The sequence below is a fragment of the Haloarcula sp. JP-L23 genome (assembly GCF_011602445.1).
Classification (GTDB): domain Archaea; phylum Halobacteriota; class Halobacteria; order Halobacteriales; family Haloarculaceae; genus Haloarcula; species Haloarcula pellucida.
Map to the genome: position 1 here is coordinate 156,540 of NZ_CP050017.1, position 23,364 is coordinate 179,903.

The window sequence follows — 23,364 nt, forward strand, 5'->3', positions numbered from 1 at the left end:
AACCGATGACTGCACAACTTAGTCTTGAAGAAATCACAGCTCTCCTCTTAGACGAGCATCGGAAGGAATACTCGAATTCCATCCCTCCGAAAGCGCTTCATAAAATTCTGTATTTCGCTGAGAAGGAGTTCCAGAAAGAGCACATCAATGCAGAGATCCCTATTTTCTGGTATATGTATGGTGCTGTTGTCAAGACATCTGGGTCTGGTGTGAGAGTAACCGATACTGACCATGGACAACGAATTGCCTGCGACACAGAACCCTCTGACATCACCGCGAGTAACACAACTGTGCAAAAGGGACGACGCGCGTTGTCACGGAGCCTGAGCCAGTATTACGACCTTGGACTGGATTCGCTGACCGACAAGATGTATCGGGAAGCACCATATGATATCCAACAAACGTACCGTCAACTGGACAAGCAACTGGAAGTCGCTACGGACGAGGAGCAGACCACACTCTTTGGCAAAAAGAATAGAAGACCGACTCGGGAGAGCCTTTGCGCGTTCGTCGAACACTTCCCGTTAACAGAGTATCCTGATTACGAGGATGATTTGTACATCTGGTATCGGTTGATGAGTGCGGAAATCGACTCTGACGACTACGATCCTAACCGGGCACAAAAATTAGCGAAAATGTTCTGGCGATTGTTCTGTTTAGAACTCGCCTGCAGGAACAATAACGGACTGACCCGGCAGGAGATCGCCACGGAGGTGAACGAGAACAGCATCAGGGATGCGAAGCAGCATTTACGATCCAAGTTCTTGGAACTTGAGCGTGAGAAAGCACGTGCAAATGCGAGCGATTCTGAAGAAGCTCTGAAGGCAGCGGAAGCATTCGTTGTTCCGCACCTTGACGTCAAGATTCCCGTTTAATATGGCTCGCTACTTCCTGGACACAGGGGCGGTCGTCGGTGTTACTTTCCTGCATGACCTCTGGTTTACTGACTCCAGACGAATCTTCGACTCAGAGAACAGTTTCTATCTTACTCCTCCTGTGGTGTACGAATATTGCAACAGTACGGATGACAACCTGCTTAGAAACACGGACATCGATTGGGACACCGAAGAGGGGCTTTTTGGAAAGAAACTATCGAATGTTCGTGCTGCTCAGATCAACTTAGATCTAAAGCTCCAATCAAGTGACGATGATGATCTCAGCATGGAATCTCTGACCGATGACTTTCTGGAGGAAAGCAGAGTGAAAGAGAAGGTCGATGAAAAAAGCATCAAGGAGTACATCCGGCCGAACATTCGGAGGTTCATTGAATACACCGTGGATGGGAGAGAGCTAACTTCGGAGGTTGCCCGTGAAGTTATGGACGTTCTCTGTGATACGATTCAGACCAATGCTCGTGAGACGAGAGATATGATTCAAAACCGCGTTACAGAGTCTTCTGTTCCCTCTGATGAACGCGACTCCTACAAGGAGCGCTTCGGTTTTGTTGATGGCTTCGTTGATACCGTTATCCTGAGCGACGTTACTTGGCTGGATAAGAAAGGTGTCTTGAGCAAAATCGTCACCAGCGATGGGTCTCATATGTACGGTAACCGAGAGCGGATCGACGCAGTAGCAGGGTTGACGGTTTTGTTCATAAAAGACGAGTTAGCAAACTCTTCTTTGCCCAGTTAGAATAGAGTCGATCTGATTCTGTACCGTCCTGAAGTAACAACCCTACTGAGAAGCTTTCACACCGAACTCCCCCTCGATAACAGTTAGAACAGAGCCGGCAGTGAACGCTGAGAACGTATCTGCATTGATATTCGTTCGGACCTGATGGGGCTGGTACAGTTCTGTGACCTGTTCCGGGACCGCACGGTTCGTGGCGACTTTCTTAGACTGGCCTCAGCGTGCGAATCACCCAGCTCCGCAACCGACTTGCCTTTTCATCGGACCCACAACTCCCAGTCAAACCGTCGGTTAGCAAGGCGATTGCATGGACATCGAGATCGCTGTCGAAGTACTAGTTCATGTCGTTCCGTGCGTTCTTGAGCTTCGGGGGTTTCACTTCCCCAATGAACCGAAGGTCGTTCTGCATTGCGACATCGATCGGGAGGGACGTAATAGCGAAGTCAGGAACACCGCCGCTCCTCGGCCAACGCGGTGCGTACTGTTTCGGTTTTGGGCGGAGAAACTCCTGCAAAACCTCGCGTAATTCGTTGCTCTCCGTGTCGAGGTTCTCGTCCGTGTCTATCGTTCCGACGACTTCACTCCGCTGGTGGTTGAGTATCTCGACCTCTGCGAACTCGTGCTCGTCTTCGGGGTCGTCCTCGTCACCAGCGTTTTCTATCCCCTCGGCCACGACTCGCTGAAATCGTTCTCCATCCACTTCGCTATTTCGGCGGCATCGGGACAGGGCCATCAGGGGTCATCCATGGGTTGTAGTATTTTGTCCCGATCTGGATGCTGCAAAGGTAGTACTTTCTGCGCTCCGCCCAAAAGTTAGCAGAGTGATATTCCTGCCACGCGCCGCAAGAAGTATACCGAGATCTGCATCTACACCCGTGTCTCGACAGCAGACCAAGACCCACAGCGACAGCTCGACGAACCTCACGAGTTTCCGAAGACACATACGACAAGCCGGAGATTCATGCGCGGTATGCAGGTAAGGAGTGAGGAGTGAGGCATAGCGTTTTCTGAGCGCTCTATGCCCGAAACGCTAACCACAGTGGTAGTATCGACCAACTCGCCTTAGATTTGTGGAGCGAGATGCGACACCACGCTGCTACTGAAGCTGAATATTCAGTTATAATTAGTACTGTCGCCAGTTCGATGTTCCGAGCTACTCAGTTGACCATGTCTCAGTAGTGCCGGCGGGTCGACGTCGGCCGCCCATTCGCTCGGATCGCTTCGCTTTGCATCACTGATGCTACCCACGTCTGACTCGACGTCGCAAGCCGGGTCCAGCACGTGACAACGACGATGTAGAGTAATAAGCGCTAACCAACAGACGGGTGGATTATGCCGAGTGTTGGTTAGACACTGTCCAACAAACTGCCGCTTCCACAATCTCGAGTTCCTCGTCGGTCAGCCTATACAGCTCGTAGACGATCTCGTCAATCAGGTCGTCCGTCTGCTCGATCTTCGTCTCCAGTTCCTCAGCCCACTCTTTGATCGATATTGCTTCTAATCCCTCCAGACATCATCGACGGCTACTGGCACGAACACGCCCATCGGGTCGGGATCTGTGTGTTGTGACAGACACGAAGGGCTTCCACTAAGAACCCGTGCGTGGCCCGAAGCGGAAAATCGAATTCGAGTCACACTCTAATGGTGATCTTGAGCGCTTCGAGACCGGATAGAACACGTAGGTACGTACTGAGGGAGACCGTAATCCAGCGTCACGGTTGTTTATAACTTAGCCACCCCTCCCTCTCAAGCAGACGTTCACGCGAGAGGTAGACTGACGCCCGTTAGCGACACTCCCCCGGCCGAACAACCCTTGGAGAGCCATCGCTATTGCTCGCGAACGTCTACCCAGTATGCGCCCCAACCCGCCAAGATCGCCGGTGCACACCAGAACGCACCCATCGGCCACCGAGGTGCCCCGGCCGCCGACGGACACACAGGCCGTCGCAGTGCCCGCCTGTGTGCCTGTCGGTGCGGGAAATCGGTGCCACAGGAGCCCCAGCTATGTCCAGCAAAAGCACACACCGCCTGCATCGCGTCGCACAGCCACCGTCGGCGAGCCCATGGAGGGACGATGAACAGCACGATCGTCTCGCGAAGCACACTGGTACGCCGTCGTCGTTCTGTTCCACCTGTACACGCTACTACATATCATCTTGCGTCTGTCAACCGCTTAGCGGAAAGTTTCAGAGTCAGCTTTCAGAAGTGAGCATCTGGTGAAGGTTTATGAAGGTCTGTGAAACATATTTATACCGATTCCACATGTCTGATCTAGAACCAATAAAGGCCTCAACTCTTTCACAGTTCGAGTGGTGCCCCATCGATGCCTTCATCGAACACCTGAAAGAAATCGGTGATAATCGAGTAGAATCAACTGCTAAATCAACAGAGGCCCTCAAAGCTGGTGAAGCGTTACACGAAAACTCGTTTGGTCTCGCTGTTAGCGTAAAGAGCGAAGACTCCGGTGATTCGATTCTGGAGAAAATGAAAGCTGAACGTGTAACGGCGATAAATTACAGCGATTTCCAAATTCAGGGTGCTCCAGATGAAGTTCAGGTTAAGGGGAACTCTGTCCGCGTAGCAGATATGAAGACAACGGAGTGGAATGGAAAATCCTCCTATCGCGAACACATACTCCCACCATCGGCCTTTCAGGTCAGAATATATAGCTGGATGCTTTCACACGTTCCCGGAATTACTGTGGAAAATCCAGAAGTCGTGGTCAAACAACGGGAAAGTGGTTCGGCAAGAGAGTGGTTCACGGAGGAAATCAAGTATGATCGAGAAGAAACTGAAGAAAAAATAAACCGAGTGCTGTCTTTGTTTGAAAACCCGAAGCAACTCCCCCCTCTCCGACCGGATGAGGACTGGAAGTGCAAAAACGATGATCACTGGGAGCAGTTCGTAAACGAGGTCGTATTTTGAATTATGCAGAGAGGTGACCCCTGATGGGGATGTTCCAATATGAGAATACCTACTCTTGTCCGGTCTGTGGAGCCTCTACCACTAAGACATTGAATAGCAACAGCAGATCCACATACCGAGTGGGGCAATGTCACGTATGTGGTTACGAGCGTGATTCTAAGCCGTCCCGAACACGCAATGCACTAAGCGTCTCTTATATTTCAATACCACCAGGGGCGACTCCACGGCGGGGCGTGAAATTGCTTGCGGAGAATGCTGAAATACGAATTGCTCAAGCAGTAGATGTTCTCAACCCCGAGACCGATACAGCACTCGAGGACATCGAAAATTGATTCCCTCTTGTTCGTGCTAAATATCCAGTCGGGTGTACATTTATTTGCTAAGGGTTTCGTTGACTTGACTCAATAAGAGTAACTCGAAGACAGTCGATTCGGTTAGCGCAAGATATGATGTTCACCAGAGATGCGCACGAACTTTGCTCCGGTGGCGATCTCGGAACAGCACTTGACGGAATTCCTTGTCAAATCCAGGCGTTTCCGAGGTGGTTGCGAGGAGCTGTGGTAGCTCATCATCCTGTGCGTACCAGACATATCTGTCAGTTCCAGGGTTGTGTGGCATCCCGACTGTACCACCCTCCGAGGGCCGTACCGTACGGAGTTTCACTGAATTATTGTCTTCATGATAATTGAGGCGGAGGAAATTATCGTCATCGACATGGTCTCGGATTGGATCGATTTCACCAAGGACTGTGTCTGAATCGAGTTCAGGCTGTTTGTATGGTGCCTCTCCATTGACGAAGATTCGCTCAACAAAATCCTGTCCATGTCTGGACTCAATATCTTCGAAGAGTTCAGTGAACTCATCCCATTGAAGAACCCGCGTATCCTGTTTTCCCTGTCCTTCTGCTGCCTGAACCCGCCAGATTACCAGTAACTCACCGTCCGACTCGACAACCTGGATTTCTTTAATACCATCATCGTTGCCCCACACGTACTTCGCCGTCTGGTGTGGATTGTGTAGATCTATCGATTCGAGATAGACAAGGAATTCGTCGACGAGCCCTGCAGGGTACGCTGCCATTTCTGGCTGCATACGTTCAAGGGCCCGGTACAAGTCCGACCAGGAGACATTGGTAGTCGAATTAGCCGACAATGCTTCTGCGTAGCGACTCATCTGTTCATTGCGTATCGAGTCTCTGGTCTTACCCTCGATCGCAATCCCAGTCTGGTCAGCTTTAGTGAAAAGATCCACTGGCCCCCCACCAGAACTCTCTTCGATACCAAAATCAACTGGCGGTTCTTTCGACAGGCCAATGAGATGAACTGTTTCAGGGCTTGGCTCATTCGTTTCTCGCTCGCTCACCCAGCCATCGATCGCTGGGATTTTTTCTCCGGTTAACTCATTGATGATCTCTCGCTGGACTTCCGGTGAGAGACGGTTGAAAACAGTCTTGAGGTGGTTCATAACTGTCCGCTCATCATGAGTGACTGGTGCGAACGGATTATCTGCAAATCCCATACTCATCACTTGATTGCCAGTATTATAGGTATTGTCATCAGCGGGAGATATCTGTCGTTCTGAAACTTCAGAGAGAGTCAATTCTCAAGCATGTATTTGGATGGACTGACGACGCACAACCTCAGAGGATAGAAATGATGCATGCCTTCTTTTCGTGGATGGTGTGCCCAGCCCATCCTCTCAGTAGGCGTACGAACTGTCCGCTACTGATTCTATCAGGTTAGGATAATTCTTGGAGCGTCGTGCTGATTGACCACGTGCTTCGGTCGATTAGTGAGTAGCAGTCTAGGATATGGTTCCAATCGTCGCCGTTGACGTGGTCGCACCGGGCGCGAGTCAGTACGACGCGTGGACGGTTGACGCTGCGGCCGACGCCGTCGCAAGCGAAGTTTTAGCACGTGGCGGCGACGGTGTAGTCAACTGCTGACATCGTCCCAGATCAAGCGGCCAATCGACGACGCGTTCACTCATTCCTTCAGCGTAGTTTGTTCCATCAGCCTGACCAGCGTGGTCGCTAACTCTGCTTCATCACCTACGATATTCCCACCCACGAGTTCGGTCGAGACCTCTTCATCGGGGACCATTCCGCCGACCAGAAGATATTCCGACTTGGCATTTTCAATCGAGAGGTAGCCCTTGAAATCAATATCGCCGATTTCGTCTGAATCGCCGGCTTCCCATTCACTCTCCAGCGTGTACTGGTAGTTGAGGTATCGGGTTTTCGAGTACGAACGGGTGTTCATACAACTCGGCGAGATATCCTTCCGTAATCCGTCTTCAACTGAGGGGTCCGGCTCTATCCTATGACGGCTTCCCACCAGATCTATGAATAGCTCCCGTGCGAAGGTTCGAACTTCTGAATGGTGTGGATCCCGTCCACAGGTGTTTTCCTTGATCCATTCTCCAACACGGTCGACTCTAAGCGGGACCACTCCCCCTCCAGTCACGTCAACTGACGTCTGGGCTTCTACAGAGCGAAGATTCTCTGGAAATGTTGCCCTTACGGCAAAGAACGAGAACAGCGCTGGCGGAGACTCGGCATACGATGCCAGCTCTTGTTTCAAATCGGCCCGCTGGGTAAGGATACCTGTCCAGTCATACCGGCCGTCTGCTGGACTGGCAATTTGTTGGTAATCAGCCCACTCATCGTCCAACGTCGGCAGCGAGAGGGAACTCTGATTATTGGATTCATCTTGATTACGTCGCTGTGCAAGTGAAGGGGTAGCAGCTACGAGGCCATGCAAGAATTCTCGTCGATGCATTCGCTCACAGGCCTACCGCCGGGAGCTATATCAACCGGGGGAATCGTTCACGAGGATAACACGATGTCCGGGCGCCGACACGGGGTGATGTCCGATGGCGGACACGGCTAAGCCACCCGAAGACCGCTGCTCTCGTATAGTCGCTAAAATCGGAATCGGCGAGCACGACGTCCTCACGACGAGTGAGATTGCAGTCGATTTCGAAGACGAATTTGAGGATGAACACAAGGGCATTCGCAGAAATCTCCACTGGATGCGCGAACAGGGCCTCATCAGTGGCCGGCGAACGACGAAAAACGAGAACGGTTCCACGTGGCTGTGGTGGGTCGCTGTCGACGACGGAGCTGCCGAGGAACTCTCCGCCGGAGCGGGTGTCGCAACAGCCTCACAGGCGGGCACCCTACTCAGAGATCTATTTCACGGCCGACGTGAGTTCCAGCTCGTCGCTGTAGGTGTGTTCATCATCCCACTACTGTTCGGCGTCGCTCTCTGGGGAATGGTACTCTCAAAACTCGGCGTCATCGAGACAACACCTATCGAGGTGTTAGCTCTGGTTGGTGGCGGGTTCTTGCTTTCTCTCCTGCTGGTCGTTGCCGGACTCTTCATTTTCCCCGTCGAAACACTGGGGAACTGGCCTGACGCCGTCGACGCAGACCGCGATGACGAACAACCTGAATGAACGGGTTGGTGGTCGCGACGGCCGGGTTCTCGACGGCGGCGACGAACGCCAGGATCTCGCGGTGAGTGGGTTCGGTGCCGACGCCGACACAGGTACCGGGCCGCTGGCCCAGGCTAACCAACGCACCCGGGCCTTTGACCTGACTGTTGGTTAGCACGCCGTGTGCCGTCGAGACTATCGATGATGCCTGGACACTCGACGCCGTGTTGCGTGCCCGGGAGGGCATCCCGCCCGAGGTGCTTCGGAAGCTCGCGCTGGCTAGGTTGACGTTGCGGCCGACGCCGGAGCGGGTGGTGAATCAGTCTACTCAGTCTCCTCGCGGTATCGAATAGAAAGTCCGAGCCGGAGAAATTCAACAAAGAAGCAAAACACCCCGAATGCGACAAAGAGGTGCCCCATCCAGGACTCGATGGTAATTTCACCACGTATAAGCGCACCACAAAACACGAAGAGCACCGCACTGGTGACTGCTTCAATTCTCCGTCCTGGATTGTGTAGGGTCTTGTTGATAGCGTATCGGAGTGCGTCTGAAGTAGTATCTGCCTGCGCCCATTTTTTGAGAAGTTCTACTTCCTCGTCATCAACTCTTACACTCTTTGTGTCGGTCATACTGAAACAGTCACACCATGGAATAAAAAGGGGATGTCACCGTTCATAAACTCAAAATGAAGATGGAGTCTGTAAACACGGAAGATGTCGATGTTCCAGCATTGGAAACTCCTGTTAATCAGTAGCCCCCATCGACTCATCTAGTGGTTTCATGATGCTGTCAGCCACCGCTAGCAGTACATGGCCGACCAGCAGGAGGCACAGCTTGAGTCTTCCACAGTATCCGAGGACCAGCCTGACGACGAATCGTCGGCCACACAGAGCTGGATTCACGACCGTCTCCAAGCATCTACACCCCATGAACAGCTCGCCGGGGAATTCGTCAAAGGTTCCCTCGAGCTGGGGACTGGGTGTGCAATCGGCGCCATCATAGTCGTACCAGCCTTCCTCATCGCGAGCGGTGGTACTGTCCCGGCCGTCGAACTCCTTGGTGGCGGCATCATTCCACTCGGTGTTGCAGCGTATCACAAGCGACTTGCCTGCCGACTCGGAGATGGAAGTGATGCTGACTAACTCGCTAATCGTTGACGTCCACGTGCCGTTTTCGTGACCACTAACTCTTGCAGGACCGACGTCGACTCCCGGAGCCGTTCAAGTGACGCCAGATCGCCCTCAAGCACATCAGTTCCAACGCGTTGTTCAGCCCAACGCAGACCCGCCGCAATCACGGCAAGTGACACTACTAATGCTCCAGCGATACTGAATGGCGACCGGAGGCTCGCCATCTCGGCGTCGTAAATCGGATACCCGGTAGCCATCAGCACCGCGGCCGCTTCGAATCCAGCAATCTGGAAGCTCAAGGCGAGAGCGACAGTGAGGAACACGACAACGTTGTAGTAGAGAACGAGTACGATTGTCAGCACAAAACTCACCAGCGTGCTGTCAGTTGCTTCAGCAGCTGACTGTGTCTCGTCGTTCAAATCGAGGAGTGCAAAATATAAACATAAGCTGAGCAGCGCCAGCATTGCATAAAGTGCGACATGTCGCTGTCCACTCGCCACGAGGCCACCAACAGTGAAAATGGAGACCACTCCCATTACTGGCAGATATTCGGCTGTCCGGCGAAGGATCTGCCCCGCTTCACCACCGAGTATCGACCAGACGCTCACATTCAATCCTAATTGCGGATCCACTAGTTCTTTCCCCTCCACAGTAAGACCTTACACACTCGGCACCACACCCAGAATACGATGAGTGACTCGCTAGAGTTTGTCCAGACCATTTTTTCTCTTGTCGTCACTGGTGGGGTCCTCTTAATCGTTCTCAGGGCGTTTCAGGGGGAGATGTCGGTGGGCTAGCTACATTCTTTGCTGATCTCATCCCGGTTGTAGTCATTGCCCTTCTCGTGTTCTATCTCCTTGCGGTAGTAACTCAGTGAAGCAGCGAGACCACTTTATTCCCCGATCTCTTCCCCACAATCTCGATTTCTTCTTCGGGTCAGCCTAGACAGCTCGTGGACGGTCTCGTCAATCAGGTCGTCCGTCCGCTCGATTGTCGTCTCCAACTCTACAGCCCACACAACCGTCTCCATATAATTCGCCAACCCGTCGCGGACGCCGTCAAACCACACCGAATCAAGCCGTCCGAACATGCAACTCCTGCCCCTGCCCAGTCCACTCTCGAAGTTGCTGTTCCATGTACCCGACCGCTGACTGCCGCGTGAACACCCCACGGTCGACCATGTCGCCGACGACATCCCTGAGTGCCTGAAACTCCCCCTGCACATAGCCATCACCGACTGGCTCACCGTTGTACCACCGGACGGTCCTAACTGCGCCGTTGCCGGTCCTCGCACCGTCGGTAATCGACTCACAATCGTACTGCAACCCGAACCAATGCGTGCGATACGCCGTGACTCGCAGGTCGGCATCGACGACGTACAGTGCTTCGTGCGAACAGTAGTTCAAGTGCGTCTCTAGCACGTCATCGAACGTCGCCCCGACAACCTCTGGCTCGATCCAGACCCGAGTGTCACCCTCTTCCTCGAACGCGTCGGCATTGACACTGGTCGCCGTCTGGAGTTGTTTGTACGTCGCTTGCTGTTGGTCCGAGGGTGTGTCGCCACCGAAGGGCGTCTGTGACGTGATCGCCTGTTTGAGTCGGAGATTGAGCCCACCCCAGTGCGTGTAGTGGATATTGTACGTGCTGTCCGGTCGTTCGTAGGCAACGAGTGCGCGATGTCCCATGCAGTATCAGCGGGGGACTGTGTCACCCCGCATCCACTTGGGGGCACACAAAACGACAGCCGAGGCGAGTGAGCGACTCGACACCGTCGCCGGGACGCTGATGAGTGACTGTGGTTGGGTCGTGGAAGCGTCTCGTCAGGACTCGTCGGTAGCGGTGGCCGACTCGGTAATTGGCCAAACCGATCTGAATGGCACTTGTCGCGGCTTGGCCGATTACAGTTCGATGCTTGGGCCAGAATCTTCAATACAGCCCACAGATAACGTCCGCTGCGGACACCGCTGAAGCCATCACTCCCAGCGTGTCCGTCATCCCCCACTTCCCACCCCATTATCAATTCCGCCGGGTGTGGTACCCCCGGCGGCTTTTGGTGTGTGGAACAACGGTACTACATAGATGCGCGAACGTTGAGTCAGCGGATCAAGCTTCAGAGATGTCGACCCGACGACTACGCGTAGTAGCTGAGTCGTTCAGTAACGGAGCCGAAGGCCACGTTCTGAGTGACCGACTCGATCTCGACAGCGACGCGTTCACCGATTTCCGTGTCGGGAACGATGACGACGTACCCACGCTCGATTTTCGCAATCCCATCACCCTGATCGCCAAGCGTCTCGATTTCGACACGGCGTGTCTCCCCTTCCTCGACGGGTGGCTGTGGGACTGCAGAATCAGACGACTGCGATGCGCTACTGGACTGCTGTGTCGCCGGGTCTGTGGGGATGAGTGCGATTCGATACGTCTCACCAGCATCCAGAGCTCCGGCGTCAATCTCACTCTCGGGAATCTCGACGACAAACGACTCCTCGGTCTCCTCAATGTCGGCAGTAAACAGACTGCGAAGGTGGGATGGAATATGCATCTATGCCAAATATCCTCGTGGTCGTGTGTCAGTGTCGGTCTATTTGAGTCTATTGCCACGGATATCGGCCATAGCGCTCGCGATAAGCCGTGAGCTGAGCGTCGAATTCCTGCACCTGAAGTGCAGCTATCTCACGGTGGGTCGCGTCAGTCGACGAACCCGCAGACCGCTCAGCAAGTGCTGGTCGGTCACGCAAGTCTGGCCGAGCGTCGGCCGCCGCAGGTTCGTGACGAGGGTGGCCACAGTCCTGACACACCCATATCGCGCGCCCAGTATACGGGTGTGTCGCGACCCCATCCCCACCAACGTAGGTATGCGCGGTACTCGTCTGACACGCTCGACAGGCGAGCTCGTGTTCGATGGTCGCGCCCTCGAAGTGCTCAATGAGTGCGTCGACGTCCGGCGATGCGTCGTAGCGCTGGACAAGTCCTGGTACAACCCAGTACGACATCCCAGTGGAGTCAGCTAAGAGAGAGTCGAACTCACTCTCGTCCAGGATCGGCGTCCCGTCCTCGCGATAGATGACTGGAGTGGCGTCGTCGGCCGCCCAGCTGGTCTGTGTGCGGGCGGCCGCAAGTACCTCGCGCCCGGTCTCCTCAGTGAGAGGGACTGCCGCCGGCAACGATGGCCACCCCTCAGTAAGGTGTGAGGCTGGCTCGGTTTCGAAGTCCGCGACGGATTTGACTTCACCGTGGGACGTGTCTGGCCCGGCAACGAGATCGTCAGCAATAGAGAATGCCGCTGCCCCGAGTGCCTTCGCGTGGTACGTCGAGTTGGCGTCGACGACGGCGACGACGACACGGCCGAACGTCCACTCATCGTCCGACTGTCCCTCCGCTGGAGAGTCGGTGACACCTGCAGTCGCACAGAAGGGACACTGCTGCTCCTCGGCAGGAATCGTCCGAGAGCAGGACTCACAGCGATTTGAATCCTCTGTCGACCGCGTTGGATAGTCACCGCGTCGACCGTCGCCATTGTCCCGACTGGTCTTGGGATCAGAACTTGCCGCACCTCGGAGATCTGCGGGGTCGAATTCAGGGTTCCTATCGGTCACACACCTGCGTCTGTTCGTCCTCATTGATAAACCACCGGCCTCTGGGGGGTCAGAAAACAAATCGATAGCGGGGTGTGGAACACCAGTCAGTCGTCAGCTGTGTGCGTCGCGATGTCGGTAAGAACGCCGGCCCGCTCGGCTATCTCAGTGTGCGTGGCCATCCAGTCTTGCGCTTCCGTCTGCGCGTCGGTGATTTCTTCAGCGTCCCAGTGACCGTCCGTAACCCACTGCTCACCGTCGGTGATGACTACAGCACAGGCTTCGACGACGACCTCAAGGGCACGTTGTCGGGCGACCCAGTCGAGGCGTCCCCACGCTTCATCGAGTTTCGCTGCGAACGCATCGTCAACACGAACAGCGAGCGCTTCGTCAGCAGCCGCGACCGCATCACAGAGTCGTGCCAGGTCCGCGTCTTCGTCGACGGTCTCCCACACCGTATTATGGATCGCAGCGGCGTCGAACTCGCAAGCGAACGATTCAGCAAACTCGGACTGGCGCTGTTGTGACGTGCGAGAGCGGTGTCGTGACATCAGCACTCCTCCAGCGAATTTTCAGCAAGCGAGTCGACGTCGAACGTCTGCAGATGCGAGCGCAGACGAGCGTAAGGGCCATCGCCAGTGCAGGTGACGCAGTACCGATTCGGGCGAGCCACCTGCGGATCGCCGCCGGCGTCGAGCCACGCTTCGAGCGTGAACTCTTGAGCGTCCATGCTCCCGTCGCTAGTCCGGAACACCGTTGCAACGACTGGCGTCCCGTGGTTCTTGGCGTGGTAAGCGACGTCGACACAATCATGGTCGGCGGCAAACCGTGTCCAGCCCTCGAACTCCGCTGGTGGGTCCTGTTCGAACGCCTCGATGGCACGCCGCTCTTTCGCAGCTTCGGCGGCGTCGTGCCAGGCCTGCTCGATATCGGTCAGCTGGGCGTGTTCGATCTCTCGCAACACGTCCTCGTCGATATAGTCGCTGGCCCACACCAGTACGGTTCTGGCCTTCTGCAACTGCTCGTCGGGGTCACCCTGCAGCCGGCCGAAGTTCCGTTCTCGAGGGGACATGGTGTAGACCATCCGCCACCAGTAGCCGGGATCATCCGCTCGGTCTTCGCCCCGGTCAGGTGCCCAGTTGGCCATCGACTGCCGTATTTCCTCGTGGTGCCCGAAGCCGGTACGGCGGCCACCGGCGGAGAGTACCCGTTCGGCGAGATCAATAGTACGTTCGGCCTCGTCTGCTGGCACGTCGTCCGGTCGATCGATGTCGACGTAGAACGGGAGCCCGTGTTCGGCTGCGATGGTTCGTTCGATGTCTGGTTCGAACGGAATTTCCTCGACGAAGGTCGGTTCGACTGTCTCGTCTGTCTCGGCGTGCATTGCTGGAATGCCTCCACCGCAAGAGGCAGCACAAAATCGGCCAGTGATAGACAGGGATGGCCATATTGGGGCCTAGCTGGGAGGGAGGTTGCAGGGTCTGTTGGTTACACGACACACCGTTAGCAGTACAGCAGTTCAGAGGGGAGGAAAGAGTGGTCACTCATTGCAGTGAGTGTGTGTATCGCCCCACTTGCAGAGTTCACCCGTCGAACGGGACCGTACTGTCCGACGCGGGTGGGTCGGCGTCATCACCGAACCCGCTCCCGTACGCCTCGACGACTTCCGCGACGGTGACTTCGTACGCGTCGTACCACTCCGCCCACCGTTGCTTCGCCCGTCTGTGGTCCGAGTCTGTCCCGAACGACTCGAGCGCGTCCAGCGAGTCCCAGTAGTAGACGACGAAAACCTCCTCGCCCTCGGGGCCTGCCACGTCCGTTTCCCTAGATATCCCTCCGTGGCCTCTGCAGCCGCCTGAACCGCGTCGTTCAACTCGTGAAACTCCGCGTCGTACTCCCCCGGGTCGAGACGGAACGTGACGAGATACATCACTACCAGTTCACTCGCCCACTCAGATAAGACACTACCCCACCGAAAACACGGCCGCTCGCGACGGCCTGCTTGTACCCCTAGCGTTCCTCTCGAGGTTGTCCTTCTGGCTACTCTTGCCTCGGCCTCCACACCTATCCATCGCTCCAGTGAACACACATATGGAGTGCCTCGTAGCGGAGGTCTGTACCGCGTGGGCCTTGAGGTGAGTCAGTTATGACACGAAACGATGACCGGGACATAGAGAACCGCTTCGCGACCATCGCCGCCGGCGCTGCCGAAACCGAGACGCACCCTCACAGAGAGGGAACGAACGACGTTGTCTCGCCAATCCACCTCTCGACTACCTTCGAGTGGGCCAGCGGGGGCGACGGCAACGAACACGACTACTCGCGCGAGAGTAACCCGACACGGGCGGCCCTCGAAGACCGGTTAGCCCGCCTCGAAGGCGGCGAGCATGCGTTGGCGTTTGCTTCGGGGATGGCCGCGATCTCGACCACGATGCTGTCACTCGTTCCGCCGGGTGGCCACCTCGTCTCGTCGGACTCCATCTATAGCGGCACCGAAAAACTGCTCACGGAACTCGCCGCTGGCCATTTCGGCATCGACATTGACTTCGTCGACGCCCGCGATCCCGAACACGTCGCCGCGGCAGTCGATTCGGACACCGACTTGATCTGGGCGGAGACGCCGACGAACCCGCTGATGCGGCTGTGCGACATCCGGGCAATAGCCGAGATCGCCGCCGACTACGACGTCCCATTCGGGTGGATAGTACCTTCGCGAGCCCGTACTTCCAGGCGCCACTCAATCTGGGTGCCGACATTGTCGTCCACAGCACAACCAAGTATCTCAACGGGCACTCCGACTCGATCGGCGGAGCCATCATTACTGACGATGACGAGATCTCCAACCAGCTGGCGTTTGCCCAGCGGGTCGGGCTTGGAAATATGCTGTCGCCATTCGACTGTTACTTGGTCGGGCGGGGTGTGAAGACGTTGCCGGCGCGGATGGAACACCACGAGGCGAACGCGATGGCGGTCGCGCGATTCCTCGAGGACCACGACCGGGTGGCGCAGGTCTACTACCCGGGGCTTGAGAGCCACCCGCAACACGAGCTTGCGAGTGAGCAGATGTCGGGGTACAGCGGGATGCTCTCCTTCGAGTTCGATGGCACGCCCATCGAGCTGGAGGCGTTTGTCGAGGGCCTTAAGATATTCACGCCGGGAGCGAGTCTCGGTGGGACCGAGAGCCTTATCGAGGTGCCGTCGCTGATGATCCTCGCCGAGATCGGTCACGGGAAGCTACAGCGGAGATTTCCGAGATGTTAGTTCGGGTATCGGTCGGGCTCGAAGACGCGGACGACCTCTGTGAGGATCTCCGGACAGCGCTACCGTAGGCACGCCCGGTTTTCGTGACCGGGAAGACGATATTGGTGACCGGTACGCACGCGCATTCTCGTGGTTGATTCAACAGACCACTCGGAAATTACGTCGCGTCGATGTCATTGTCCTGCGATGGCTGGAGTGCTCGCAGTCGATCGCTGTACTCCGATTCGTACCTTGCAAGCAGCGTCTCGAACGCTTCGAGTGTGTCGGCTGCCGTTTCCCCTTCGCTTTGATCGTGATGCGGTCTTCGTCTCGAGTACTGGTGCCCCGTTTGAGACGGGATTCGAGACTGGTCCCGACATCGGTTCGTTCGACACGCTCAACGGTGTCTGGATCGTTGTTGTCAGTCATGTTTCTAGGTGGGACGTCCACTCGGATACGCCCCGCACCCTCCTGGGGCGCACAAACCTACCCGTACTCAGTGGTCGCTGTCAAACGTAAGGAGCGATGCCTGCTCACTACCAGTCAGGGTCGATAGGTCAGACCGAGCGACCTCCTCACCAGCCGCAGACGCCTCACCCATATCGGTAGTAGCACTCTCCCCAGACCCGCTCTCGAAGGCGTCGTCAACGAGTCGCGAGTGCCGCCACCCCATCGTCGTCGAGTTCGCGAACAGCGCCGCCTATCGGCGACTGGGACGTCTGCCACACTCGCTGATACTCGACAGTTAGAGAATCGCCCTGGATGATGTACGCATCGAGATTGAGGAAACAGCAGTTCAACGCGGCCATCTTCGCACACAGTGGGTCTTTGTCCTGTCCGACGAACAGTGCCTCGGGCTCTGTGCGTCCAACCGTGAGGAGCAACCGACCGCTGCCACACGCCGGGTCCGTAATGGTCGGCCGCTGGTCGTCGGCCGCCTCGTCGCCGACACCGACGAGATCGACCAGCAGCTCACACACTGCGTGAGGAGTGAAGTGCTGCCCAAACGCATCGCTGGACAGACCGTACTTCTCGTAGACGGCACCGAGGACGTCGGCGTCGGTCGCGGCCATCTGCTCCTGGAGCTGGCCGAAGGCCTTCGCGAACAGATCCACCGAGCGTTCTCCCTCGGGGAGGTCCATATCCGCCGGCTCTCGGTAGTCGTCGACGATGTCTAAGTACGGGTCGTCGCGCCGCTGTAGCGCGTACAACATCAGGTCAACCCAATCTCGAAATACGGTGTGGGCACTGTGGCCGCGCTGGCGAATCCGGGCAAGCGTCGTAACGATGTCGTCACAGTCAATCTGTGGGGATGCCATGGCTCTCTCGGCCACCAGAGAGCCCAGAAAACGCGCCTCGCTACGCGACGTCGTACCGCTTTTCCAGTAAGGCCCGGTAGGACTCGTGGTTCTCGGCGTCGACGTCGTCGCAATCGGCGGGGGCTCTGGCGATGCTGCTAGCGAACTCGGGGTCGGGACGCCAGCCCGAGGCCGTTCGCTCAGCGTCCCACTCACGGACCATCGCCTGCCGTCCATCCCGGGTGACGTACAGCACGCGGAGGGCTGGGCGCTCTCGCCTCGGACCGGCGACGAGCGCTTCAGTTCGTTGGTTGACCTCCCACTCCAGCAGGAGGCCAGCCCGGAACTGAATCGCGTACAGCGGCTGTTCGTCATCACCAACAGGCACATGGTTGCCGTTCGTTGCCCAGGTCGGTGGTAACGGACGATTCTCTGTCCGGTCGTTCCAGCGCCATTCCAGTGTCGTTTCTGATTGTCGAGTGCTACTCATTTGGAATCTCTCTCGGCCACCAGAGAGTCCATAAAATCGCTCAGAGGACGCCTCTACCACAACGTTCTTTGATAGTGAAATACTAGCACAATTCACGAGGACTCACCATGAAAACAGCCGAGTCCCCATCCCCAGCCAGCGAGTACGCTGACGCCGAGAGACGAGTGACGGCCCAACCGGACGGCACTCACGGTCTCGACTTCCCTGCTGTTCGCGAAACTCAGACAGAAATATGGCGTGCCGCACTCGTGGCGAGCGTCACAGTCGAGACTGGCGGCCGCCCAGACCTGTTTCTTGTCTCCGTCGACGATGAATGGCCAGCAAACTGTAGCCTCGCCCGACTTCCAGACGGCAATCATGCTGGTTGGTGTAGCTGTCACACATTCGCTGAGACAGGTGTCTGCCCACATCTGTGCTCGCTTCGACAACGTGCGACGATCGGCGAGGCCGTCCTCCCCACTCGAGAACGCTAGCCGACGTGTCCCTCTGAAATCGATTAGAATTTTGTATAGATTTAATACTAGAGCTAGTTCAATAAATATGCTTATTGACCACCAGTTAGTCTCTCAGAATATCTTGGCGTTTAGAAGAGCGGGCTGAACGGAGCTAGAAGCTACGTTCGGACCCGGAACCGTACCTCAATCTCGTCTGGCCCTGTAACAGAGATACCATCGTCCGTCTCAGTGACCGGATACTGACTGTCCGCAATTCGCTCTTGGATCTCGTCGAGTGCCCCTGTGTCGGGAAGGACCACTTCGAACCACGACAGCCCTCTGCCGCTGACTGGGCCGGACCGATGGTTCCACGTGTTCGCAGCGATATGATGGTGGTATCCGCCAGCACCGACGAAGAGTGCGGCTGGCACTTCCGTTTGTACTTCGAACCCAATGGTGTCCACGTAGAAGTCGGTGAACGCCTCAAGCGAGGACACTTCGAGGTGAACGTGCCCCACGTCCGTTCCAGCGGGAAGCCCTGATTCGCCTGCGGCAGCAGCTTCCACATGGTCAAGATCAAGGGGATGAGTGCCCATTCGAATGCGCCCGTCCTCACCGAGAGGCCACTCCTCACGCGGGTAATCTTGGTAGATTTCGATGCCATTGCCCGCCGGGTCAGTAAGGTACAGTGCCTCACTGACGCCGTGGTCAGATGCACCGCCGAGTTGCCATTGTTCCCGAATGCGAGCTAACGCATCGCCCAACGCCTCACGCGAGGGAACCCTGAACGCGTTGTGGAAGAGGCCGGCTCCCGACTGGTGGCGGGGGAGTGCATCCGGGTCGTGCTCCAGAATGAGCAGCGGGGTATCCTCGACACCGAGAACAGCTGTCGTGTCGGAGTGACTGAATACCGTAAGTCCGACGACATCCCGGTAGAAATCCGCCATTTCCGTTAGGTCCGACACCGTGAGTGCTGTCCGTCCGATATGTGTTTCCTGTGGGAGGACATCTGTATTCATTGGATTCAGTATGAGGCTTTGAGTGCTGCTTATCTATCTATGGCCCGCGACTGAGACGAATCAGCGGAGTGGTCTTCGTGATCGAACAGCACGTGTTCGATCGAAAGTACTCCAGGGCCACTCAGAGCAAGCGCTACTGCGACCAAGGTTAATGTGAGTGTCAATTCAATACCGCCACTAGCGGCAGGATACCCGTTGGGAAGGTGGTACAGTCCCGTCGCGACGAGCATATCGATGGCGATTAGCGCGCTTACGAGTCGAACGGCCAAGCCGGCGAGCAACAAGACACCACCGACAAGTTCGAGGAGACCGACACCCCAAGCGGCGATCGTAGGTAGTGGAACGCCGAGACTCGCCAAGAAGCCTGTGAACCCGGAGATACCCATCGATTTCGGCCCGATTGCGAACACTTTGCCGACACCGGAGATGAGCATCGGAATCCCGAGGGCGAGGCGAGCGAGGGCCAGAACCCACCGCGTAGTCGCCTCTGATGATTGTTGACGTGATACAGTTTGGGCCATTAGGCCTCCACCTCCGGCTGGCCGCCGGTCATCTGAACGACCTGCCCCGTCACGCCCTCGTTCGAAAGTAGGTGGATTACTTCATCGACGATGGATTCGGGGGCCGTCCATTCCGAGAAGTCGGCGTCGGGCATCGCTTCGCGGTTCCCCGGCACGTCGATGAGGAACGGGGCGATCGCGTTGACGCGGGTGTCGATTTCGACGTCAAGCGACTCGGTCAGCGTCCGGACCGCGCCCTTCCCGACGTTGTAGGCGAGCGTTCCCGGTACCGGATCGATAGCCCGGTCGGAGCTGAACAGGACGACGCCGCTCTGCTCGTCAAGGTCGTCTGCGAAGGTCTTGGCGGTCAGAAACGCCGTCGTTGCATGACGACTGAATGCGGCTTCGAACGCATCGCCGTCGGTATCGCTGATACCGCCCATCGAGAACCCCCCGGCGAGGCCGACGATATGATCGACCGACCCATGGTCGTCGGCGACAGTCTCGGCGAATGCTTCGACCGCTGCCTGATCGGTTAGATCAACTTGGTGGTACGACACCGCGTCGGCGTACTCGGCGCGCGTCTTGACACTGTCCCTCGCACTTTCGGTGACGTAGGTACCGACGACGTCGGCACCGCGGTCAATGAGCGCATCCGTCACGTACGGGCCCATATTCCCGGTCGCACCGGTCACGAGCACCGTCGTGTTTTGTAGTTTCATTACATTACCTGGTTTAGGTGCAAACCTATTAATAACTCAGGCAACAACCATGTGACTAGGTTATGCCGACCCAACCACCGGAGGCTGATGCAGAGGAAAAGACCGACGTTGAACGGCGTAATGCGGACGTCTGTAACGTCGTTGGGGCAGTTGAAGCGGTGGGGTCGAAGTGGAAACTTGTCGTCCTCAACGACTTACGAGGTGGAGAAAAGCGGTTCAATGAACTCAAACGGTCAACGGGGGCGAGTTCCTATACACTGTCTCGCGTCCTTGACACCTTAGAGGAGGATGGATTCATCGCCAACCGGAAGGAGTTGGAGTCGCCAGTCGCCAGTTATTACACGTTGACCGAGAAGGGGGGCGAACTCTGCCCCGTGTTTGATGCTTTAGATGAATGGGGAGCGGACTGGCTTGAATAAACCAATGACCCTCCGAGCCGCCGAGTTGCGAAATATACACTCTATACTGGTTAACTGGTTATCGCCTTCTCTCTTCAGTTAGAACGGTCAAAAAGAGCGCCTCATTATACCAGCGTGTCATAGAATACGTCTCATCCTCTCTACGCGGAGATTACAACAGCTTCATCTCACGCCCAATCTAGAAAAACACTGCACTCCAGTTTCCATTCTGGGTAGAAATAGTGGAATATTATGGTTGAGAACTATTGTATGACACGCTCTATACTGCTATCGTTACGAATCACTCATCAGCGAGCTCTGCAAGCCGCTGATACCACGCTCGGACGGTGACCGGCGAGATATCTACGGCCTCGCTGATTGTCTCCTGTGTCAGCCGCAGGTCAGCGTCCGTCCCAGCCAGATATACAGCGCCGGCAGCGATGCCGATCGGATTGCCGTTCAGCACCGCCGAGTCAGTGGCGGTCGCTGCCAATTGGGTTGCGTCCTGTCGAAGAGCCGGCGACACCGTGAGTGGAAGCTCCGAGATCACTGTCGGGACCCAGTCGACCGGGAGTTGCACCGGAATCGGTATCTCAAGCTCACGCTGGAACGTTCGGTACGTCCCCCAAGCGTCGCATGCGTAACAGCGGGCGACGTCAACGACATCAGCCATCCGGATGACGATATGGCACCGACCGGCAGCGTACACTGCGGCTGCAGCGCCACTTTCGATCGACCGACCGATGAGCAGGTTCGCATCTTGAGCCTGTTTGAACAGCGTCGACGCTTGCTGTTGGACCGCGTCACTCTGGTCTAGCGCTCCGACCAGCCGTCGGATATCTCCGAGGCCATGTGACAGATTGCGTTCTCGCTTGGACTCGAACTTCGCTCGAGAGTGCAGTCGCCGCTGCCGGGAGAGTCGACGCTGCTTCCGGGACGAGACATCGGCTCCGCCGGTCCCGATGTCAGTGGATAGGCCTCTGTCGTGGAGGGTGACCGTCCGTGGTGCACCGGTTCGCTTGCGTCCCTCGCGGTCGAACGACCGCCACTCGGGCCCGTGGTCGACTGGATCGTCCTCGACGACGAGGCCACACGCTCCACAGTGAGTTTCGTGCGCGTCCTGAACGAGGTCACCACCACATTCTGGACACTGCTGTGTCGATACGTCCGACTCCTGCTGGACAGTGCTCGAAGCCATGGGAAGATTCTCTCACTCGCCAGAGAGGCGCAAAATCACTCGGTTCGAACCGGCTACGCATCCGGCAGTCGGCCGTCAGGTCGAGGAACCAACCCTGCTCGAATCTCGATGTCGACCCGCCGGAGGTGCTTGCATCGCGCCACGTCGTCCGGACAGCTACACGTCTTCTCGACGACGTCGACTTCGTAGACACTACCGGACGCCGAATATATCTCGTACCGGCCGGGCTTCGCGAGGAACGAGACGTCGATATCTTCGCGCTTCGCACGCTTCGTTCGTGGATCGTCGTCGGCCCCGACGGCAAGCGGGCCACTGGTCGGCCCAGTAACGTTGCTCTCGTCCACCGATGTCCGGACGCCGCCGCCGTCAGCAACTGCTCGACGCGGGTCGGCGTCGACGTGCAATCCGAACTGATCGTCGAGAGCCGCCGGGTCAACCCACTCGGGGATGGGACGCTCGCCGATAGCGAATGCGACACGCCGGCGATGTTTGCATTCAACCGGCCGATACGTGTCGTCCGGACACTCACACCGGTCCTCGGCCGTGTCGACGAGGTATGCCGACCCGGAGCCCGACACCACGAGGTACAGGTACGGAGCGTCGGCAGTCCGTCCGACCGAATCCAGCACAGTCATCACATCGGTCAGTGCTGCGACGGTCCGGTCGTCAATCTCAGCTTCGTCAGTCGTTGCTCGTCTCCCAGGTGTGTCGTTATTAGATGACATGGTTGGCAGACGGCGCGCCCGCTGTGGAACGCCCCGCACCCGCTGGGGGCACACAAAACCGCTGTGAGAACCGACTCGTTTTGACTGGATGGTCTACGCTGCAAGGTACACTCAGAGGTTATCTAGCAGCGATCTCTGAGACGTGGCGCAAAACCACACACAAGAACAGCTATATCGGGAAGTTCTCAGACATCTGTTACAAAAGAGGTCAACAGAAGTATTGTCGTGATCACGTTCAATATGTACTTGTGAGCAAGGATCGGCGCAAACACCTCGCTGACGTCCCCCCCAGCGCCAAGCTCGTATATAAAACGTTGGAATACGAAAACGAGCTAACACAGAGTCAGCTCGCCGAAGAGACCTTGCTCTCTCCTAGAACCGTCAGGTCCGCGTTGAAAGTACTGTTGGAGAAAAACGTCGTCGAAGAGGAGATATATTTCGCCGACGCCCGCAAACGTCTCTACTCGATCACGACACCAGACAGGGTCTCTGACTCGACCGAGTAGCCGCCATCCCAATATCTACAGCGGAGCAGGCCGAATGCCTCGAGGTCGTGCGAGAGAGGAAGACTCGTTCATGATGACGCGACGCCGTCGGCGTCTCCAACCACGTGACCCGAGGCGGTTCATGGTTGCATTCAGT

The 23,364-nt window shown here is 56.6% G+C and carries 28 protein-coding genes and 4 pseudogenes; 11 read left to right on the forward strand and 21 right to left on the reverse strand.

Annotated features, from left to right (window positions below; all coding sequences use genetic code 11):
• The first annotated feature begins 5 nt into the window (after positions 1-5).
• Together G9465_RS23735 and G9465_RS23740 are read left to right on the forward strand one after the other, a co-directional pair.
• Positions 6-875 carry a hypothetical protein gene (locus G9465_RS23735; RefSeq protein ID WP_166975519.1) on the forward strand — a complete coding sequence of 290 codons (870 nt, stop codon included), beginning with the start codon at positions 6-8 and terminating at the stop codon, positions 873-875.
• 1 nt (position 876) lies between these two features.
• Entirely contained in the window at positions 877-1,632 is a 756-nt protein-coding gene (locus G9465_RS23740) for a hypothetical protein (RefSeq protein WP_166975522.1), read from the forward strand.
• A 331-nt stretch (positions 1,633-1,963) separates the two neighbouring features.
• Here G9465_RS23740 and G9465_RS25445 read toward each other — a convergent pair whose 3' ends face one another.
• Positions 1,964-2,302, reverse strand: coding sequence for a hypothetical protein (locus G9465_RS25445; protein ID WP_193571774.1), 339 nt, complete (start codon positions 2,300-2,302; stop codon positions 1,964-1,966).
• A gap of 657 nt (positions 2,303-2,959) precedes the next feature.
• Positions 2,960-3,153, reverse strand: a pseudogene (locus G9465_RS26520) (hypothetical protein); the annotation flags it as partial.
• A 738-nt stretch (positions 3,154-3,891) separates the two neighbouring features.
• Here G9465_RS26520 and G9465_RS23750 point away from each other — a divergent pair.
• Positions 3,892-4,554, forward strand: coding sequence for a PD-(D/E)XK nuclease family protein (locus G9465_RS23750; RefSeq protein ID WP_166975525.1), 663 nt, complete (start codon positions 3,892-3,894; stop codon positions 4,552-4,554).
• A 453-nt stretch (positions 4,555-5,007) separates the two neighbouring features.
• Here G9465_RS23750 and G9465_RS23755 read toward each other — a convergent pair whose 3' ends face one another.
• Positions 5,008-6,072, reverse strand: coding sequence for a hypothetical protein (locus tag G9465_RS23755; protein ID WP_166975527.1), 1,065 nt, complete (start codon positions 6,070-6,072; stop codon positions 5,008-5,010).
• Positions 6,073-6,364: 292 nt separating this feature from the next.
• Between G9465_RS23755 and G9465_RS26205 the strand changes: the two genes are divergently transcribed.
• A complete protein-coding gene (locus tag G9465_RS26205) occupies positions 6,365-6,499 on the forward strand; it encodes a hypothetical protein (RefSeq protein ID WP_255492009.1) in 135 nt (44 codons plus the stop codon).
• 40 nt (positions 6,500-6,539) lie between these two features.
• Here G9465_RS26205 and G9465_RS23760 read toward each other — a convergent pair whose 3' ends face one another.
• Complete coding sequence (locus G9465_RS23760; protein WP_166975530.1) at positions 6,540-7,226, reverse strand: hypothetical protein; 687 nt, start codon at positions 7,224-7,226, stop codon at positions 6,540-6,542.
• Positions 7,227-7,428: 202 nt separating this feature from the next.
• Between G9465_RS23760 and G9465_RS23765 the strand changes: the two genes are divergently transcribed.
• The 3 genes from G9465_RS23765 to G9465_RS26525 are packed head-to-tail and all read left to right on the forward strand — an operon-like array spanning position 7,429 to position 8,345.
• A complete protein-coding gene (locus tag G9465_RS23765) occupies positions 7,429-8,013 on the forward strand; it encodes a hypothetical protein (protein WP_166975533.1) in 585 nt (194 codons plus the stop codon).
• On the forward strand, positions 7,994-8,167 hold the full coding sequence (locus G9465_RS23770; RefSeq protein ID WP_166975536.1) for a hypothetical protein: 174 nt from the start codon (positions 7,994-7,996) through the stop codon (positions 8,165-8,167). The genes G9465_RS23765 and G9465_RS23770 overlap by 20 nt, the downstream gene beginning before the upstream one ends.
• Positions 8,157-8,345 carry a hypothetical protein gene (locus G9465_RS26525; RefSeq protein ID WP_394353994.1) on the forward strand — a complete coding sequence of 63 codons (189 nt, stop codon included), beginning with the start codon at positions 8,157-8,159 and terminating at the stop codon, positions 8,343-8,345. Before G9465_RS23770 ends, G9465_RS26525 begins: the two co-directional genes overlap by 11 nt.
• Here the strand turns inward: G9465_RS26525 and G9465_RS23775 are convergent.
• Complete coding sequence (locus G9465_RS23775) at positions 8,317-8,622, reverse strand: hypothetical protein (protein WP_166975539.1); 306 nt, start codon at positions 8,620-8,622, stop codon at positions 8,317-8,319. The two genes, G9465_RS26525 and G9465_RS23775, sit on opposite strands and share 29 nt — an antisense overlap.
• A gap of 180 nt (positions 8,623-8,802) precedes the next feature.
• Between G9465_RS23775 and G9465_RS23780 the strand changes: the two genes are divergently transcribed.
• Positions 8,803-9,135 carry a hypothetical protein gene (locus tag G9465_RS23780; protein WP_166975542.1) on the forward strand — a complete coding sequence of 111 codons (333 nt, stop codon included), beginning with the start codon at positions 8,803-8,805 and terminating at the stop codon, positions 9,133-9,135.
• Here the strand turns inward: G9465_RS23780 and G9465_RS23785 are convergent.
• From G9465_RS23785 to G9465_RS23820, 8 genes and pseudogenes are all read right to left on the reverse strand, one after another.
• Positions 9,132-9,773, reverse strand: coding sequence for a hypothetical protein (locus G9465_RS23785; protein ID WP_166975545.1), 642 nt, complete (start codon positions 9,771-9,773; stop codon positions 9,132-9,134). The two genes, G9465_RS23780 and G9465_RS23785, sit on opposite strands and share 4 nt — an antisense overlap.
• Positions 9,774-10,015: 242 nt before the next feature.
• The gene (locus tag G9465_RS23790; RefSeq protein ID WP_166975548.1) at positions 10,016-10,213 is read right to left on the reverse strand and encodes a hypothetical protein; all 198 of its coding nucleotides are present in this window, start codon (positions 10,211-10,213) and stop codon (positions 10,016-10,018) included.
• Positions 10,197-10,808 carry a DUF6735 family protein gene (locus tag G9465_RS23795; RefSeq protein WP_166975551.1) on the reverse strand — a complete coding sequence of 204 codons (612 nt, stop codon included), beginning with the start codon at positions 10,806-10,808 and terminating at the stop codon, positions 10,197-10,199. The genes G9465_RS23790 and G9465_RS23795 overlap by 17 nt, the downstream gene beginning before the upstream one ends.
• A gap of 446 nt (positions 10,809-11,254) precedes the next feature.
• Entirely contained in the window at positions 11,255-11,665 is a 411-nt protein-coding gene (locus G9465_RS23800) for a TRAM domain-containing protein (RefSeq protein WP_166975554.1), read from the reverse strand.
• A 49-nt stretch (positions 11,666-11,714) separates the two neighbouring features.
• Entirely contained in the window at positions 11,715-12,719 is a 1,005-nt protein-coding gene (locus G9465_RS23805) for a hypothetical protein (RefSeq protein WP_166975557.1), read from the reverse strand.
• An 86-nt stretch (positions 12,720-12,805) separates the two neighbouring features.
• Positions 12,806-13,249 carry a hypothetical protein gene (locus G9465_RS23810; RefSeq protein ID WP_166975560.1) on the reverse strand — a complete coding sequence of 148 codons (444 nt, stop codon included), beginning with the start codon at positions 13,247-13,249 and terminating at the stop codon, positions 12,806-12,808.
• Positions 13,249-14,082, reverse strand: a complete 834-nt coding sequence (locus G9465_RS23815) for a hypothetical protein (protein WP_166975563.1) — start codon at positions 14,080-14,082, stop codon at positions 13,249-13,251. Before G9465_RS23815 ends, G9465_RS23810 begins: the two co-directional genes overlap by 1 nt.
• A gap of 199 nt (positions 14,083-14,281) precedes the next feature.
• Positions 14,282-14,628, reverse strand: a pseudogene (locus G9465_RS23820) (antibiotic biosynthesis monooxygenase family protein).
• A gap of 216 nt (positions 14,629-14,844) precedes the next feature.
• On the opposite strand from G9465_RS23820, the pseudogene G9465_RS23825 reads away from it, so the two are divergent.
• Positions 14,845-16,027: pseudogene (locus G9465_RS23825) on the forward strand (trans-sulfuration enzyme family protein).
• Positions 16,028-16,434: 407 nt separating this feature from the next.
• Here G9465_RS23825 and G9465_RS23830 read toward each other — a convergent pair.
• The 6 genes and pseudogenes from G9465_RS23830 to G9465_RS23855 form a co-directional block, all read right to left on the reverse strand.
• Positions 16,435-17,257 (reverse strand): annotated as a pseudogene (locus tag G9465_RS23830) (N-6 DNA methylase).
• Positions 17,258-17,297: 40 nt separating this feature from the next.
• Entirely contained in the window at positions 17,298-17,624 is a 327-nt protein-coding gene (locus G9465_RS23835) for a hypothetical protein (RefSeq protein ID WP_227015869.1), read from the reverse strand.
• Between the two features lie 194 nt (positions 17,625-17,818).
• On the reverse strand, positions 17,819-18,106 hold the full coding sequence (locus G9465_RS23840) for a hypothetical protein (protein WP_166975569.1): 288 nt from the start codon (positions 18,104-18,106) through the stop codon (positions 17,819-17,821).
• Between the two features lie 233 nt (positions 18,107-18,339).
• Positions 18,340-19,179 carry a VOC family protein gene (locus G9465_RS23845; protein WP_193571775.1) on the reverse strand — a complete coding sequence of 280 codons (840 nt, stop codon included), beginning with the start codon at positions 19,177-19,179 and terminating at the stop codon, positions 18,340-18,342.
• A 29-nt stretch (positions 19,180-19,208) separates the two neighbouring features.
• Positions 19,209-19,700: a DoxX family protein gene (locus tag G9465_RS23850; protein WP_166975572.1), complete on the reverse strand. Its 492-nt coding sequence runs from the start codon at positions 19,698-19,700 to the stop codon at positions 19,209-19,211.
• Complete coding sequence (locus G9465_RS23855) at positions 19,700-20,401, reverse strand: SDR family NAD(P)-dependent oxidoreductase (protein ID WP_166975575.1); 702 nt, start codon at positions 20,399-20,401, stop codon at positions 19,700-19,702. The genes G9465_RS23850 and G9465_RS23855 overlap by 1 nt, the downstream gene beginning before the upstream one ends.
• Before the next feature lie 62 nt (positions 20,402-20,463).
• On the opposite strand from G9465_RS23855, the gene G9465_RS23860 reads away from it, so the two are divergent.
• On the forward strand, positions 20,464-20,820 hold the full coding sequence (locus G9465_RS23860; RefSeq protein ID WP_166975578.1) for a helix-turn-helix domain-containing protein: 357 nt from the start codon (positions 20,464-20,466) through the stop codon (positions 20,818-20,820).
• A 280-nt stretch (positions 20,821-21,100) separates the two neighbouring features.
• Here G9465_RS23860 and G9465_RS23865 read toward each other — a convergent pair whose 3' ends face one another.
• The gene (locus G9465_RS23865) at positions 21,101-21,997 is read right to left on the reverse strand and encodes a transcription initiation factor IIB family protein (protein ID WP_166975580.1); all 897 of its coding nucleotides are present in this window, start codon (positions 21,995-21,997) and stop codon (positions 21,101-21,103) included.
• 53 nt (positions 21,998-22,050) lie between these two features.
• A complete protein-coding gene (locus G9465_RS23870) occupies positions 22,051-22,632 on the reverse strand; it encodes an SWIM zinc finger family protein (protein ID WP_227015870.1) in 582 nt (193 codons plus the stop codon).
• A gap of 338 nt (positions 22,633-22,970) precedes the next feature.
• Here G9465_RS23870 and G9465_RS25975 point away from each other — a divergent pair, with 338 nt between their 5' ends.
• Positions 22,971-23,228 (forward strand): winged helix-turn-helix domain-containing protein, encoded by a 258-nt coding sequence (locus G9465_RS25975; RefSeq protein ID WP_227015871.1) that lies wholly within the window; start codon positions 22,971-22,973, stop codon positions 23,226-23,228.
• The last annotated feature ends 136 nt before the right edge of the window (positions 23,229-23,364 follow it).